The organism is Afifella sp. IM 167 (assembly GCF_020144925.1).
Classification (GTDB): domain Bacteria; phylum Pseudomonadota; class Alphaproteobacteria; order Rhizobiales; family Afifellaceae; genus Afifella.
In genome coordinates this window covers 92692-108630 of record NZ_NSLC01000004.1, presented here as the reverse complement: position 1 = coordinate 108630, position 15939 = coordinate 92692, and the positions used below count along the sequence as shown (strand labels likewise).

Here is a 15939-nt window from a genome sequence, read left to right as displayed (position 1 = left end):
AAAGCTCCTGTTCAAATCGTGCCGGGGTGTCACGAGGGCTTGCTGAAATGGAAGGCGCGCACGCCGGGCCGCTCGGAGATCTCCCTGATCAGGGTGACGAGCGGCGTTTCCATCAGCGAATAGTTCGTGTCGATCGATCCGGCGGCCTTGAGCGCCGAATACTGGGAATCGTCGTAGAACGCGGCGAGCAGCAGGTCGTCGTCGGAGGCGAAGGGGCCGCGCGTGCGGCGCAGGCGCTCCAGCGCCGGTTCCACCAGGGCCCCGGGCCGCTCCGTGATCGGGTCTGCGCCCCGGGTGATCTTGTCATAAAGGTCCGGGTCGATCTCGCCGGCGATTTCGCCGTAGCCGCCGCGCACGTAGAGGCGCACCTCGTCCGGCACCGAATCGTAGCGGGCCTTGCCCTGGTCCTTGCCCATGACGTTCAGCACGGCCTGGGTGACGATGTATTGCGCGAAGGGGCTGACGACGATCGGATAACCGAGATCGGCGCGCACATGCCCGGCCTCTTCCAGGATCTCTTCCAGCCGGTGCTCCAGCCCCATTGTCTCCAGCTGGTATTGCAGGTTGGAGACCATGCCTCCGGCGCATTGGTGGTGGTAGTGGAACTCGTCGTATTCGCGCACCTGGCCGACGGGCTTGTCTTCCTTCTCCGCGATATAGGCGAGGCGTTCGGCGACCTCTTCGACCTCGCTGAGGTCGAGATCGACCTCGTGGCCGCGGCGGCGCAGGTTGCGCACGACCCGCTCCGTGGGGGCATGCGAGACCCCGTTGGCCAGCGTCGAGGTGGCGGTATGAATGACCTCCACGCCGTGCTCGACCGCCTGCAGGACCACGTAGGGAGCAAGACCGGAATTGCAGTGCGTGTGTATCTGGAGCGGCATCTCGCCGATCACGGCTTTCACCGCCTTCACCAGGGTTGCCACGCGCTCCGGCACCATCAGGCCCGACGCATCCTTCAGATAGACGGCGTCGACGCCGAGCCTCATCAGCTCGGCCGCCTTCTTCGAATAATATTCGTCCGTGTGGACCGGGCTGACGGTGTAGACGAGGCCGCCGGCGACATAGAGACCCTGCTGCTTCGCCGCCCGGATCGGGATCTCCAGATTGCGCATGTCGTTCAGCGCGTCGTAGGGCGTGTGGTAGCGCATGCCGTTGGCGGCGAAGCGCTCGGCGGCGAGCGCCACCACGTCGTCGGGGAAGAACTCGAAGGTGAAGAGGCTCTGGCCGCGCGTATGGATGATGAGCGGCGTTTCCTTCACCCACGAATTGAGGATCCGCATGCGCTCCCACGGATCTTCGCGCAGATAGCGCACCGCGACGTCGAAAACGGCGCCGCCGACGAGGTCGATGGCCTCGAAGCCGGCCCGGTCGAGGCGCGGGGCGAGTTCCTTCATCATGCCGGTCGTCATGCGCGTAGCCCAAAGGCATTGATGCGCATCGCGCAGCGTCACATCGATCAGGCGCACCTTGCGGCTCATCTGCCGCCTCCTTCCGCCATGCGGGGCAGAAACACGTTCTCCACCCAGCGTGTATCGACGGCGCCGCTTCGAAAATCCGGGTCCTTCAGGAACTGCCGGTGCAGGTCGAGCGTCGTCGCCACGCCCTCGCAGGTGAATTCGGCCAGCGCCTTTTCGGCGAGCGCCAGCGCCGCATCGCGGTCCGCGCCATGCACGATCAGCTTGCCGATCATGGAATCGTAGTAGGGCGGAATGCGGTAGGCCTCGTAGGCCTGACTGTCCGTGCGCACGCCCTGGCGCACCGGCGGAGCCCAGGCGGAGATGGTGCCCGGCGAGGGCTGGAAGTTCCGGCGCCAGTCCTCGGCGTTGATGCGAAATTCGATCGCGTGGCCCTTGGGCGTTTGGGGGAGTGACATCTCCGCGAGCGACTCGCCGCGCGCAACGCGCATCTGCAGGGCGATCAGGTCGAGGCCGTAGATCTCCTCGGAGACCGGATGCTCGACCTGGATGCGGGTGTTCATCTCGATGAAATAGAAGTGATTTTCCTCCGGCACGTAGATGAACTCCACCGTGCCGGCGCCCTCGTAGCCGATGCCCCTGGCAAGTGTGACAGCCGTCTCGTGCAGACGCCCTCGCGTCTCCGCGTCGAGAACCGGCGAGGGCGCTTCCTCCACCAGCTTCTGGTGGCGGCGTTGCACGGAGCAGTCGCGCTCGCCGAAATGGCGGACATTGCCGTGCCGGTCGCCGACGATCTGCACTTCCACGTGCCGCACCTTGTCAAAGAAGCGCTCCAGATAGATGGCACCATCGGAAAAGGCGGCTGCGGCCTCGCTGTGGGCCTGGCCGAAGAGGCCGGAAAAGGCCGAGGCTTCCGGGCAGACGCGCATGCCGCGCCCGCCGCCTCCGGAGCGCGCCTTGAGCAGGAGCGGAAAGCCGATCTGCCTTGCCGCCTCCTCTGCCGTCGCGGCGTCCTCGTAGGCCGCCTCTGACCCCGGCACGACGGGAAGGCCGAGTTCCACGGCGGTCTCACGGGCGCGGGACTTGTCGCCCATCATCCGGATCGCCTCCGGACGGGGGCCGATGAAGGCAAAGCCCCCTGCAATGCAGCGCTCGGCGAATTCGGCGTTTTCGGCGAGGAAGCCGTAGCCCGGATAGATGGCGTCGCAGCCTTCGTTCCTGGCCACATGCAGGAGTGCGGGAACGTTGAGGTAGCTCTGCTGGGAAGGGGCAGGGCCGATGCATACCGCCTGATCGGCCGCCCAGAGATGGGGGAGGTTGCCATCCGGGCGAGAATGAACGGCGGTGGTCTTAATGCCGAGCTGCCGGCACACGCGGGCGGCCCGGAGCGCGATCTCTCCGCGATTGGCGATCAGGACATGCTGCATGGCGCCCTCGGCCTGCTCCTTCCTTGGGGAGGCCGGGCGCGATCTGCGCGGGACGAAGCCAAACCCTCCCTCACCGCCTCTGTCTGCGAAATATTCCACAATACGAGACGATTGATTTCATTTTATGTGATCGGCATAGTGTCCAGCAGCGCTTCGGCGGTCAAGCGGTATCTTGAAGCCGCATATGTGGAAGGGACGGGAACGAACGTGCCACTCACCTTTAAGGACGTTGCGGAGATTCTGAAGCTGATCGACGCCTCGCAATGCGAGGAGCTGATCCTTGAGCTGGAGGGCGCGAAGCTGGTCGTCAGGCGCGGCGCCCGCGGCGGCATCGAGACCTCTCCAGCCGCCCCGGCAGCCCCTGCGGCCGCAGCGCCAACTGGCGACGCCGGCCGCACGGCGCCTTCGGCGGCAGCCGGCGGAAGTGCCGCGCAGGCGGCCCCCGCCGGCCAGTCTGGCGAGCCGGGCATGAGCCCGGGCATGAGCGATGTTCGGGCCCCGATGGTCGGCACCTTCTATCGCCGGCCGTCGCCGGACGCCCCGCCCTTCGTGGAGGAGGGCAAGGCCGTGAAGAAGGGCGATCCGCTCTGCCTGATCGAGGTGATGAAGCTGTTCACCACCGTGGAGGCGCCGGCCGACGGCACCGTCGAGGCTATCGTGGCGGAGGAAGGCGCGCTGGTGGAATTCGACCAGCTCCTCTTCCGGCTGCGCGCCTGAATTCTGCCGAACGTCTCCGTCTTCACGCATCATGCCATCGCCTCTCCCCTGTGACGGGGGAGGAAGCCGGCGGACGGATCGGCCGGCCCTTTGTGTGCTTGGGCGGATGTGAGCCCGGCCTATTCGGCCGCGCCCTCCGGTGCCACGACCTGCCGTGAGCGCGTCATCGCCAGCCAGACCAGCATCGTGACGAGGATCCCGATCAATCCGGCGTGCCAGTAATAGTCGCCGAGGGTCATGGCGAAGAAGCCGCAGATCGCGGCTACCCCGATCACCAGCCGCTCCCACGCCACCAGCACCCGCAGAAGGTAGCCATAGGCGGCGACCGACACGGTAACCTGGATCGCCAGCACTTCCGCCACCGCCGGAACCACCGCCCAGGTGAGGTTCGGGAACGACATCAGCGAGGGCGAGAAGACGAAGGCGAAGGGGATGATGAAGGTCGTCGCGGCGATCTTCATGGAATCGGCGGCCGTTTTCAGGAAACGCGCATCGGCGAGCTTGGCCGCCGCCAGCACGCTGACCGCCACGGGTGGTGTCAGCGTCGAAAACACGGCGAAGTAGAAGACGAAGAAATGCGCCTGCAGTTTGGGAACGCCGATCTGCTGCATGAAGGGCACGAGCGCCAGCGCCACGATGATGTAGGCGACCGGCGTGGGCAGGCCCATGCCGAGGATCAGCGACACGACCATGGCGCCCAGCAGCAGGAGAAGCTGCGAATCCGGCAGATAGGCGACGAGCGCCGAGCCCAGACGGCCGGAAAGATTGGTGGTCAGCATCACCTGGCCGAGCGGGCCGATGGCGATCAGGAGCAGCGACAGGATGGTGACGAGATAAAGCCCCTCCTCGATCCCCTCGTAGAGCTTGCGGGCCTTCGGCCGGTACTTGCCCTGCAGGAGCGACAGGGCGAGCGCCAGGATGATGCCCCACATTCCGGCAATCGCCGGCGACCGATAGCCGAGCAGGAGCCACAGGACCGCGCCGAACGAAACGAGGAACGTCGGCAGCAGCCGCAAGATCATCTGCTTGTCGACCTTCTCCGTCAGCTTCGGCAGGTCGTGGCGCTTGGCGTAGACGATGATCGCGATGGCGACGCCCACCAGATAGAGAAGGCCCGGGATCATCGCCGAGAGCGCCACGTCGATATACGGGCGGTTCAGGAAGGAGGCGATGATGAAGGCGGCGAGGCCGAGGATGGGCGGCATGATCTGCCCGGCCGTGGAGGCGGTCGCCTCGATGGCGCCGGCCATGGAGGGCGAATAGCCGTATTTCTTCATCATCGGGATGGTGAGGCGGCCCGTCAGGACGACGTTCGAGACCGCCTGGCCCATGATGGAGGCGACGATGCCCGATCCGATGAGGGCGGGGCCTGCCGCGCCTCCGGGGATCCGCCGGCCCGTCAGCTTGCCGACCTCCAGCACCATGTCGAGCATGCCGATGCCGAGCAGGATCGCGGCATAGATGATGAGGAAGTAGATGGAATCGGCCGCGATCTGGGCGAGGTAGTAGAAGCCCTGGTTCGTGCCGAGCCCGATGTAGTTCATGACGAACTTGGCGTCGTAATGCGGCGTGAGGAAGAGCGGGTTCTCGATCAGGTAGCCGAAGAAGAAATAGGCGATCGCCACGCAGATGACGCCGGTCAGCAGCGGCCCCCAGTGGATGAAGGTGAGCGCCAGGATGGAGGCGGTCATCAGCCAGCCGAACACCATGTCCGTGTCGCTGAAGAAGGGCTGGGAGGTCTCCAGATGGACGGCGTTGAAGCGCACATAGCCCATGGCGATCACGCTGGCGACGAGCGCCAGCGCGGCGAAGACGAAGCGCGGCCAGAAGAACGGCCGCATGTGAAAGTCCTCCCCGGTCTCGGAGGCGAGGTTCTTGTTGCCGATCTGCTCGTCGCACAGGTTGCGGAGGGCAAGCAGGCCGGACATCAGGCAGATGCCGAGAATGAAATTGGAATAATGCTCCGAGGAGTTCTTGACGTAGCCGAAGGCGGAAAAGGCGATATAGGCCGTCAGCAGCAGGCCGGCGGCGATGAAGGGCACGTCAATGATGGCTCTGAGGCGCTTCCAGGACGACAGGGACATGGAGTTTCTTCCGGAAAATCTGGGACGGACCACCACTTCGAAACGGGATGTTCCTGGAGCCCGAAGGCCCGGCGGCGCGCCGCCGCTCCCGCTTCGTCAGGTCGGCGAGGCCCGCTCCTCCCGAAAAAGGCGTGCGCTCACGCCGGAGGCCGGGAAGCGGGCCGGGGAATGCCCCGGCCCCTGAGCGGGCGAGACCCTCGCCGGATCAGGTTTTCGGATAGGTCATCGGATCGCACTTGTTGCGCAGATCCCACCAGCCGAGTTCCTTGTAGGCCCGGATGGCGCCCGGATGGGTGTTCTCCTCCGAAAGGCCGCAGGTCATCAGCTCCGGCGACCAGATTCCCCAGAGCGCGTGCAGCTCCTTCATCTTCGGTCCGATTTCGCCGACGGACTTGACCAGCTTGTAGGCGAGCTCTTCGGGGAAGTCGGCATGCGCCGCCTTGAAGGCCTTGTCGAAGCCGATGCCGAGCGGCTGGTCCTGGCCGGGAAGCGTGTTGGGCGGCAGCTCGACCCATTCGAAGGTCGTCTGGAACTCCGCGTTGACCTTGTCGACGTCCGCCTGGCTGACGCCGAGATAGCAGATCTTCTTGCCGGTCGCCTCCAGCTGGCGCACCGGTCCGGGGACGATGAAGGTCGTCTTCGTGGGCTCGGCTCCGATCGGGGTCACCGCAGCGTCGGTGGCGCCGTCGATCAGCTGCTGCGTCAGCTGTGCGGGCGTCATGTGGCGGATATCGGTGTTGTCGGGCGTGATTCCCGCGATGGTCTTCAGGAACAGGCGGGAAAAGACGCCCCAGTCGGACTGGCCGCGAAGGCCGAGCGAGATGCGCTTGCCCTTCAGGTCGGCGAGCGACTTCAGGCTGCAGTCGAAGGTCGCCAGAAACTTGCCCTGTCCCCACCAGGCTTCGCCGTAGAGCAGCTTCCAGGGGATCGTCACCGGTTCGGGGAGGAACTCTTTCATGTCCTCCGAGCCGCCGGAATAGGCGAGCTGGATGAGGGTGTCCTCGGTGGCGAAAACGGAGGTCTTCCACTTCCCCTCGTTCTGTCCCATCTCGCGGACATTATACATGTAGCCGGGGGTTTCCTGCGGCAGCAGCATGACCGGGGCGTTCTCCTTGATGAGCTGGTTCATCAGGATCGTGTCGCCCGCGATCGGCCCGCAGCCGAAGGGGCACAGCAGCACCGGCACGGCATCCGCCGCCCGGGCCGGGGCGGGGACACCCGCCAAAGCGAGCGCGCCCACCAGTGCGGCAGCGGCTGTCGTTCCCAACTTTTCGAGTAAGGACATGCGTTCCCTCCTTTAATCGCGCTTTTTTCGTTGCTCGACGGCGGAGTTGGCCCCCGCTCGTCGCCTCGACCTTACATGATCGCTTTCAGTGCGTCTTCATTTATTGAACGATTCGTACCACATTATGAAATCCACATCGGAGAGGGGGAGGCGGGAACGCACCCTCCCGGGGAAGAAACGTCGTGCTTTATCGAAAGGGGAGAATCCGATCATGGCCGAGAGCGATCCGCTCTTTGATGTCGAAGGCAGGGTCTTCCTCTGCGCCGGGGCGGCGAGCCTGCTCGGCTCGGCCGTCGCGCGCGCGCTCGTCGAGCGCGGAGCAAGGGTGGCTCTGGCCGATCTGCACGCGAGCGCAGCCGACGAGCTGGCCGCGCTCTTCCCGAAGGAAAGCGTGATCGATGCTTTCGGGCTCGACAATTGCGACGAGGAGGGCGTGGAGGCCGCCGTGCGGCATGTGCACGCCGCCGGCGGGCGTCTCGACGGATTGCTGAACGCCGCGGGGGTCTATCGCACCGCGCCGATGGAGGAACTCGCACTCGCCGATCTACGCGCTTCGATGGAGGCGAACTTCACCGGCGCCTTCGTTCTGACGCGCGCTGCCGCCGGCGTGATGGGGGAGGGCGGGTCGATCCTGCACCTCTCTTCCGTTTCGGCCCAGGTCTCCAACCCCGGCTATGCCGCCTACGCCAGCTCCAAGGCGGCGCTGTCGCATATGGTGCGCGTGACGGCACGCGAGCTGGCGCCGCGCCACATCCGGGTGAATGCCATCGGTCCTGCCATGACCGAGAGCCCGCTGGTGCGCTCGCGCCTGGAAGAAGATGCGTTTCTGGCCCAGGCGGTCTCCCACATCCCGATGGGGCGCCTCGGTGTCCCCGGCGATATCGTCGCGCCGGCGCTGCTGCTGCTTTCGCCGGGCGGCGCCTTCATCACCGGGCAGACGATCTATGCCGATGGGGGCCGCACGCTCGTCTGAGGGTCGGAAAGCGCCCCGCGCTCAGCCGGTCTTGACCAGCTCCTCCGCCTCCTCGGCGGGGCTGCGCCCGGGCGGTGAGGCGAGGATGGTCTCCTGCATCTGGGCCGCGGCCGCCCGCAGCACCGCAACGTGCTCTTCGGCGCGCTCGGCGCTCATGCGCGCCTCCGGCGCGGAGATGGCCAGGCCGGCGCAGGCGCGGCCGGATGCATCGAAGATGGGCACGGCGACGCAGACGACGCCGGACATGAACTCCTGATTGTCGATGCTGAAACCGGCGCGGCTGATCTCCTCCAGCCGTCGCCGCAACTCGGCCTGATCCGTCACCGTGTTGTCCGTGTAGCGGGCGAGGCGCAGGGTGCCGAGAAGCTTCGTCAGCGCTTCCTCCGGAAGTTGGCTGAGGACGAGCTTGCCGATCGCCGTGCAGTGCAGCGGAACGCGGCTGCCGGGCTCGAAGCGCAGACCGAGCGGCCAGTGCGATTCCACCCGGTCGATATAGACGAGCTCGCCATTGTGCATGACGCCGATATTGCAGGTCTCGCCGGTCTGCTCGACGACCCAGTTCAGAATGCTGCGCCGCGTCGGGCGCTGCGCGGCGGCAATGAGGACGTTGAGCGCAAGTTCGATCAGCCGCTGGCTCGCGATGAAGCGGCGGCTACCGAATTCGCGCTCCAGATAGCCCTGCTCCTCCAGGAAGGTCGCAATGCGATGGGTGGTGGGCTTGGAATAGGCGAGGCCGCTCGACAGTTCGGCGACCGAGACCGGACGGCCCCCGGCGACCACCGCCTCCAGGATCTGAAGCGCCTTCAGCGTGCTCTTTGCCGAGGAGGGCGGTTCCTTGCCGGTGGTGCGCTTGTTGCCGCTCTTTGCAGGCTTTCGGGGCGCGCTGGTCGGCGCCTTCGCCTGCTCTTTCCGGTTGCGCTGCGGCGATTCTGATTCCGTCACATTCTCACCTTCTGAAGGGCGATCGGATACGCCCAGCATTCGCGATCATAGACGAACAGCGCCGGCTTCGCGAAGGCAACGGAGCCGATGGCCGCGATGCAGGGCGAGGCGGGGATGCGGGCTCCCGGTAGCAATGCCTCTGGCGTCAGGGCCTGGGCGTGGTGCCGTCAGGCCGGCCCCGTCAGCGGCTCGAAAGCCGCATCAGCGCGCGCAGCATCAGCTCCGTCCCCCGCCCGATGTCGGACCATTCCGAAAATTCCTCCGGCGCGTGGCTGATGCCGCCGCGACTCGGCACGAAGATGAGCGCCGCGGGGCAGAGCGCCTGCATCGTCTGCGCGTCGTGGCCGGCGCCCGACGGCATGTCGAGCGCCGCAGTCCCCATTTTTCGGGCCTCCTCGTGCAGCATCGCATTCAGCGCCGGGTCGAGTCCGACCGGCGCGATCCAGCTCTTCTCCTCGACCGACACGCCGAGCCCGTGCTTGCGCGCCACCATCGCGATCCGGGCTTCCATCGCTGCCCGAAGCGCCCGCATCACCTCGTCGGACGTGTCGCGGATGATGAGCGAGAAGACGGCCTTTCCGGGGATCGTATGGGCTGCGTTCGGCTGGAGGTCGACCTTGCCGATGGTGATGCGGCTTTGTGGCGTGCCCTCTTCCCCGATCGCCGCCGCAATGAGCGTGGCGATCTCGGCAAGGCCCGCAAAGGCGTCGGCGCGCATCTCCATCGGCGTCGTGCCGGAATGGTTCGCGGTGCCCGTCAGCGTGACCTGGCGGTTGAGGACGCCCGACACGCCATGGGCGATGCCGATCGGCCGGCCGGCCCGCTCCAGCACCGGCCCCTGCTCGATATGGAGCTCGATAAAGGCCTTCACCTCGCGGCTGGGGCGCAGGGCCGAAAGCGCCTCGAAGGCATCGAGTCCCGCCTCGCGCATGGCCTCGACGAGAGGCACGCCGTCGGCGTCCTTCGCCGCCTCGATTCGCTCGCGCGTGAGGTGGCCCACGATGGCCTCGGACCCGAGCATGCCGCCGAAGCGGCCCTCCTCCTCGGCAGTGGCGACCACCTCGATCGCCGTTTCGGGCCGGATGCCGGCATCCTTCATCGCCCGCACGCATTCGAGCGCCGCGCAGACGCCGAGCGCTCCGTCGAAGGCACCGCCTTCCGGCACCGTGTCGAGATGCGAGCCGGCGAGGATGGCCGGACCCTCGGCCGGGCCGAAGCGGGCGAAGAGGTTTCCGGCGCCGTCGCGCCGCGCCGAAAGCCCGTCCTTTTCCATCTCGTGCCTCAGCCAGTCGCGCGCCGCCATGTCGGCCGGCGAATAGCCGACGCGGTTGAAGCCCCCGGTATCCAGGTTGCGCCCGAACCGGTTCACGCCGGCAAGCAGCGCCTTCAGCCTTTCGATGTCGATGCGCGGTGTTTCTTGCGGCAATGGACGTCCCGTCGTCTCCGCCAGGGCCTCTCCCCGCGGCAGTTGCACAAAAATTTATCGTAATGAATGCTTGCGCAAGGGTAATTTTTCAGGAGAAATTATCCGCCACCGGACCCGATGGAGATCGCCATGAAACAATTTCTGGCTGCCGCCTTCGCCTCCCTGGCACTGGCTTTCGCTTCCCCCGTCTTCGCGCAGACGCCGCCGAACGTTCTCATCGTCGGCCAGATCGCCGAGCCGAAATCGCTCGATCCCCATGCGGTGACGGCGGTCAACGACTTCCGCATCCTGGTCAACGTCTATGACGGGCTGGTGCGCTACAAGGACGGCACGCTGGAGGTCGAGCCCTCGCTGGCGACCGACTGGACGATCTCCGACGACGGCAAGACCTACACCTTCAAGCTCCGCGAAGGCGTCACCTTCCACGACGGCACGCCCTTCGACGCCGAGGCGGTGAAGTTCAACTTCGACCGCATGCTGAAGGAGGATCATCCGTTTCACGATACGGGCCCGTTCCCGCTCGCCTTCTTCTTCTCGGCCGTCGAGGAGGTGAACGCCATCGACGCCACCACCGTGGAGTTCAAGCTGAAGGAGCCCTATGCGCCCTTCCTGTCGAACCTCGCCTATCCCACGGGCCTCATCGTCTCGCCGGCCGCGGTGGAGAAGGACGGCAAGGATTTCGGCCGCCATCCGGTCGGTACCGGCGCCTTCAAGTTCGTCGAATGGGAGGCCAATTCCCGCGTCGTGGTGGAGAAGAATCCCGATTACTGGGACGGCGCGCCCCCGCTGGAGGCGGTGATCTACCGCCCGATCACGGACGCCAATACCCGCATCGCAGAGATGCTCTCCGGCGGCCTCGACGTCATGGTGGAGGTGCCGCCCGACAGCCTGAAGCAGTTCCGCGACGATGCCGCCTTCACCGTCTACGAACAGGCGGGTCCGCACCTGTGGTTCCTGATCCTCAACACCAAGGAAGGTCCCTTCGCCAAGAAGGAGATCCGCCAGGCGGCCAATTACGCCATCGACAAGAAGGCGCTGGTCGACAACATCCTGCAGGGCACGGCCGAGGTCGCCGCCGGGCCGACGCCGCCGGCCTTCGCCTGGGCCTACAACGAATCCCTCGAGCCCTATCCCTACGATCCGGAGAAGGCGAAGCAGCTCCTGGCGGATGCCGGATACGATGGCTCGCCACTGACCTTCTACGTCACCGAGGGCGGCTCCGGCATGCTCGATCCCGTCGCCATGGGCACGGCGATCCAGGCAGACCTCGAAGCCGTCGGCATGAAGGTCAACATCGAGACCTATGAGTGGAACACCTTCCTCGGCAAGGTGAACCCCGGCCTCGAAGGCAGGGCCGACATGGCCGAGATGGCCTGGATGACCAACGATCCGGACACGCTGCCCTTCCTGACCCTGCGTTCCGAGGCGCTGCCCGATTCCGGCGGCTTCAACTCCGGCTATTATTCCAACCCGAAGGTCGACGAACTGCTGGAGAAGGCGCGTTCATCCACCGACCAGAACGAGCGCGCCGGGCTCTACAAGCAGATGCAGGAGATCGTGAAGGAGGACGCTCCCTGGGTCTTCGTCGCCAACTGGAAGCAGAACGCGGTGACGACGGCCTCGGTGGAGAACTTCAAGCTGCAGCCCTCCTTCTTCCTGATGCTGCAGGATGTGGCGAAGCCGCAGTGATGCTCGAGGTGATCCTGCGCTGAAATTCCGGCGTCGGCGCGTGCCCCAGGCGGCGCCGGCGTTCCACCGCAACCAGCCGGGAGCCGGCCCTTGCTCTCCTACATCGCCAAGCGCCTCCTCGCCGCGATCCCGGTCCTCTTCGGGCTGACGGTGATCGTCTTCCTCATCATGGCGATGATCCCGGGCGATCCGGCGACGGCGATCCTCGGCTCCTACGCGACGCCGGATAACGTCGAAAGGCTGAACCGCGAGCTCGGCTTGGACAAGAGCCTGCCGCAGCAATACGTCATCTGGCTCGGCAACCTGCTGCATGGCGATTTCGGCCGCTCCTACACGCTGAACCGGCCCGTCATCGACGAGGTCATGGAGCGCTTTTCCGCAACGCTCATCCTCGCCGGCACCTCGCTCCTCCTCTGCTCCGTGCTCGGGCTCCTCGCCGGCGTGGTCTCGGCCGTGCGGCAGTATTCCTGGGCCGACAAGGCGATCACCTTCGTCGTCCTCGTCGGCATTTCCGTCCCCTCCTTCTGGCTGGGGCTCATCCTCATTCTCTTCTTCGCGGTGAAATGGCAGCTCTTCCCGGCGAGCGGCATGTACGCCATCTACGGCGGCGGTGACCTGAAGGACCTCGCCTACCATCTCGTCCTGCCGGCCTTCACGCTGGCGGTGGTGGCGACGGGCGTCATCGCCCGGCTGACGCGCACGGCGATGCTGGAGGTGCTGCGCCAGGATTTCATCCGCACGGCCAGAGCCAAGGGCGTCTCCGAGCGCGGCGTCATCTACCGGCACGCCTTCAAGGCGGCGCTGGTGACGATCATTCCGGTCATCGGCATCCAGGCGGGCTTCGTCCTCGGCGGCGCCGTCTACATCGAGACCGTCTTTCAGTGGCCCGGCATCGGCTCCATGCTGGTCAAGGCGATCTCGACGCGCGACCTCCTTCTCGTGCAGGGCGGCGTGCTCGTCGTGGCGGCCGCCTATGTGCTCTTCAACCTCGCCGCCGACGTCATCCAGACCATTCTCGATCCTAGGCTGCGCTGATGGCCGAAGCCGCCGCCGTGGGCGCCCGACCGCAGAAGAAGCGCCGTTCCGGCCGTCCCTCGGCCTGGGGTCTTCTTTTCAACAACACGCTGGCGACGGCCGGACTTCTCGTCTTCGGCCTCGTCGTCATCGTGGCGCTCGCCGCCCCCGTCCTGCCGCTGCCGGACCCGGACGCGACGGCGCCGGCCGACAGGCTCCTGCGGCCGCTCGCCGAGGGCCATCTCCTCGGCACCGACGCGCTTGGCCGGGACATCCTCTCGCGCCTCGTCTGGGGCACGCGCGTCAGCCTTGCCGTCGGCATCTCCGCGACGCTGATCGCGGCCTTCTTCGGCTCGCTTATAGGCCTCGTCGCGGGCTATGCGGGCGGGCGCGCCGACACGCTGTTGATGCGCGGCATCGATATGGTGATGGCCTTTCCCTACATCCTGCTGGCGCTCGCCATCGTCGCCGTGCTCGGGCCGGGCCTTCTCAACGCGCTCTACGCCATCGCCGTCGTCAACATCCCCTTCTTCGCCCGCAACATCCGCGGCATCGCCCTCGGCCTGTCGCGGCGCGAATTCGTCGATGCGGCGCGGCTCTCCGGCAAGTCGAACGTGCAGATCCTCCTCGTGGAGGTGCTGCCCAACGTTCTTCCCGTCATCATCATCACCATGTCGACGACGATCGGCTGGATGATCCTGGAGACGGCGGGGCTTTCCTTCCTCGGCCTCGGCGCGCAGCCGCCCCAGGCCGATCTCGGCTCCATGCTGGGGGAGGGGAGGAAGATCCTCTTCACCGCCCCGCATGTCTCCGTCATCCCGGGCCTGATGATCTTCGCCCTCGTCATGAGCATCAATCTTCTGGGCGATGGCGTGCGCGACGTTCTCGATCCGCGGCTGAAATCCGGCGCGCTGACCCGGCCGGTGGCGCGCACGGCCGTGATGCGGGACGCTGTCCCCGACATCGTGCCCCAGGAAGGTGCGTTGCTCGACGTGCAGGGCCTGCGCACCGAGTTCCGCCTCGGCGGCGACGTCTACAGGGCGGTCGGCGGCATCGACCTTCATATCCGCGAGGGGGAATGCCTCGGCATCGTCGGCGAATCCGGTTCGGGAAAATCCGTCTCGGCCATGTCGATCATGGGCCTGGTGCCGACGCCGCCCGGCCGCATCGCCGGCGGCGCCGCGCTTCTCGACGGCGAGGATCTCTTCGCCGCGAGCGACGAGCGCATCCGCCAGCTACGCGGCGGCGCCGTCTCCTATGTCTTTCAGGATCCGCTTTCGACCCTGCATCCGCTCTTCACGGTCGGCCGCCAGCTCGTGGAGGCGATCCAGGCGCACGAGCCCGTCGCAAGGCGCAAGGCCGAGGAGAAGGCGAGGTCTCTCCTCGATCTGGTGCGCATCCCCAATCCCGCCGAACGGCTGAAATCCTATCCGCACGAGCTCTCCGGCGGCATGCGCCAGCGCGTCTGCATCGCCATGGCGCTTGCCAACGATGCGCGCATCCTCATCGCCGACGAGCCGACGACGGCGCTCGACGTGACGGTGCAGGCGCAGGTGCTCTCGCTGCTCGGCAAGCTGAGGAAGGAGAGGCGCGCCGGCATCCTGTTCATCACCCACGATTTCGGCGTCGTCTCGGCGATCTGCGACCGGATCGCCGTCATGTATGCGGGAAGGTTCGTGGAGACCGGCGGCACGGAGGAGATCCTTTCCTCTCCCGCCCATCCCTATACGGCCAAGCTGATCGACTGTGTCCCGGTTCTCGGCGAGCCGGAGCGCCGACTAGACGCCATCGAGGGCCGCCCGCCCATGGTCAACGCCCTGCCGGAAGGCTGCGCCTTCGCGCCCCGCTGTCCGCGGGCTGAGGACGACTGCCGAAAGGGCGCGATTCCGATGGTCGAGCTTGCCGAAGGGCGCTCGGTCCGCTGCCTCCATCCGCTTTGGGGAGAGGCCGATGCCTGAAGCTGTCGCGGGGGAAGCTCTGGTGGAGATCGACGGGGCGGAGCGCATCTTCGGCGGCGGGCGCAACATCTTGGGGCGCCGCAAGCCGGCGGTGCACGCCGTCCAGGACGTCTCGATCGAGGTCATGAAGGGCGAGACGCTCGGCATCGTCGGCGAATCCGGCTGCGGCAAGTCCACCCTGGCGCGCCTCCTCGTCGGGCTCGACGCGCCGACCGGCGGCACCATCCGCTTCGGCGGCGAGGATGTCTTCGGCGAAAAGATGGATCATCGCCGTCTCGCCCGGCGCGTCCAGTACGTCTTCCAGGATCCGGTCTCCTCGCTCAATCCAAGGAAGACGATCCGCACCATCCTGGAGGCGCCGCTCGTCCATCTTCTTGGAAAGAACCGCAGGGAGCGCGCCGAACGGCTTTCCGAGCTGATGGACGCGGTGAACCTCGCGCCGGAATTTCTCGATCGCTATCCGCACGAATTCTCCGGCGGCCAGGCCCAGCGCATCGGCATTGCCCGCGCCCTTGCCGCGGATCCGGAACTGATCGTCCTCGACGAGCCGGTCTCCGCCCTCGACGTTTCCGTCCAGGCGCAGGTCCTCAACATCCTCGACGGGCTGAAGTCCCGGTTCGGCCTCACCTATGTCTTCATCAGCCACGACCTCTCGGTGGTGGAGAGCGTCTCCGACCGCGTGGCCGTCATGTATTTCGGCCGCATCGTCGAGATCGGGCCGGGGCGCGGCGTCTTCCGCGCGCCGCGCCATCCCTATACGCGCCTCCTCCTCAAATCGGCGCCCGCCCCGGGACGCAAGTCGCTCATCCCGGAGGACGCCGATACGGAGCTTCCCGATCCCTACGACCCGCCGCCCGGCTGCGCCTTTCATGCGCGCTGCCCGCGCGGCACCGAAATCTGCATGAAGGAGGTTCCACCGCTGGATCCGGCGCCGGGCGCGCCGGCCCATCTTTCCGCCTGCTATCACCCGCACGGCGAGGATTGAGCCGCCTTGGTCGCCGGGAAAATC

General features: G+C 66.4%; 12 protein-coding genes. 6 read left to right on the top strand and 6 right to left on the bottom strand.

Annotation, left to right across the window (positions count from 1 at the left end; translation table 11 throughout):
* Window positions 1-29: 29 nt before the first annotated feature.
* Both CLD20_RS07975 and CLD20_RS07970 read right to left on the bottom strand, forming a co-directional pair.
* Window positions 30-1478, bottom strand: a complete 1449-nt coding sequence (locus CLD20_RS07975) for a pyruvate carboxylase subunit B (RefSeq protein WP_224406087.1) — start codon at window positions 1476-1478, stop codon at window positions 30-32.
* A complete protein-coding gene (locus CLD20_RS07970; protein ID WP_224406086.1) occupies window positions 1475-2842 on the bottom strand; it encodes an acetyl/propionyl/methylcrotonyl-CoA carboxylase subunit alpha in 1368 nt (455 codons plus the stop codon). Before CLD20_RS07970 ends, CLD20_RS07975 begins: the two co-directional genes overlap by 4 nt.
* Window positions 2843-3049: 207 nt before the next feature.
* Here CLD20_RS07970 and accB point away from each other — a divergent pair, with 207 nt between their 5' ends.
* Entirely contained in the window at window positions 3050-3559 is a 510-nt protein-coding gene (gene accB / locus CLD20_RS07965; RefSeq protein WP_224406085.1) for an acetyl-CoA carboxylase biotin carboxyl carrier protein, read from the top strand.
* A 119-nt stretch (window positions 3560-3678) separates the two neighbouring features.
* Here the strand turns inward: accB and CLD20_RS07960 are convergent, their stop codons facing one another.
* A complete protein-coding gene (locus tag CLD20_RS07960; protein ID WP_224406084.1) occupies window positions 3679-5643 on the bottom strand; it encodes a TRAP transporter fused permease subunit in 1965 nt (654 codons plus the stop codon).
* A gap of 205 nt (window positions 5644-5848) precedes the next feature.
* Window positions 5849-6928, bottom strand: coding sequence for a TAXI family TRAP transporter solute-binding subunit (locus CLD20_RS07955; protein ID WP_224406083.1), 1080 nt, complete (start codon window positions 6926-6928; stop codon window positions 5849-5851).
* A gap of 211 nt (window positions 6929-7139) precedes the next feature.
* Between CLD20_RS07955 and CLD20_RS07950 the strand changes: the two genes are divergently transcribed.
* Entirely contained in the window at window positions 7140-7901 is a 762-nt protein-coding gene (locus CLD20_RS07950) for an SDR family NAD(P)-dependent oxidoreductase (protein ID WP_224406082.1), read from the top strand.
* Between the two features lie 21 nt (window positions 7902-7922).
* Here the strand turns inward: CLD20_RS07950 and CLD20_RS07945 are convergent, their stop codons facing one another.
* On the bottom strand, window positions 7923-8843 hold the full coding sequence (locus CLD20_RS07945) for an IclR family transcriptional regulator (protein WP_224406081.1): 921 nt from the start codon (window positions 8841-8843) through the stop codon (window positions 7923-7925).
* A gap of 181 nt (window positions 8844-9024) precedes the next feature.
* Window positions 9025-10269, bottom strand: coding sequence for a Zn-dependent hydrolase (locus CLD20_RS07940; RefSeq protein ID WP_224406080.1), 1245 nt, complete (start codon window positions 10267-10269; stop codon window positions 9025-9027).
* 129 nt (window positions 10270-10398) lie between these two features.
* Here CLD20_RS07940 and CLD20_RS07935 point away from each other — a divergent pair, with 129 nt between their 5' ends.
* From CLD20_RS07935 to CLD20_RS07920, 4 genes are all read left to right on the top strand, one after another.
* Window positions 10399-11958 carry an ABC transporter substrate-binding protein gene (locus CLD20_RS07935; RefSeq protein WP_224406079.1) on the top strand — a complete coding sequence of 520 codons (1560 nt, stop codon included), beginning with the start codon at window positions 10399-10401 and terminating at the stop codon, window positions 11956-11958.
* Between the two features lie 90 nt (window positions 11959-12048).
* Window positions 12049-12993 carry an ABC transporter permease gene (locus tag CLD20_RS07930; RefSeq protein WP_224406078.1) on the top strand — a complete coding sequence of 315 codons (945 nt, stop codon included), beginning with the start codon at window positions 12049-12051 and terminating at the stop codon, window positions 12991-12993.
* Window positions 12993-14930, top strand: coding sequence for a dipeptide/oligopeptide/nickel ABC transporter permease/ATP-binding protein (locus CLD20_RS07925; protein ID WP_224406077.1), 1938 nt, complete (start codon window positions 12993-12995; stop codon window positions 14928-14930). Before CLD20_RS07930 ends, CLD20_RS07925 begins: the two co-directional genes overlap by 1 nt.
* Window positions 14923-15915, top strand: a complete 993-nt coding sequence (locus CLD20_RS07920; protein WP_224406076.1) for an ABC transporter ATP-binding protein — start codon at window positions 14923-14925, stop codon at window positions 15913-15915. Before CLD20_RS07925 ends, CLD20_RS07920 begins: the two co-directional genes overlap by 8 nt.
* Window positions 15916-15939 lie beyond the last annotated feature (24 nt).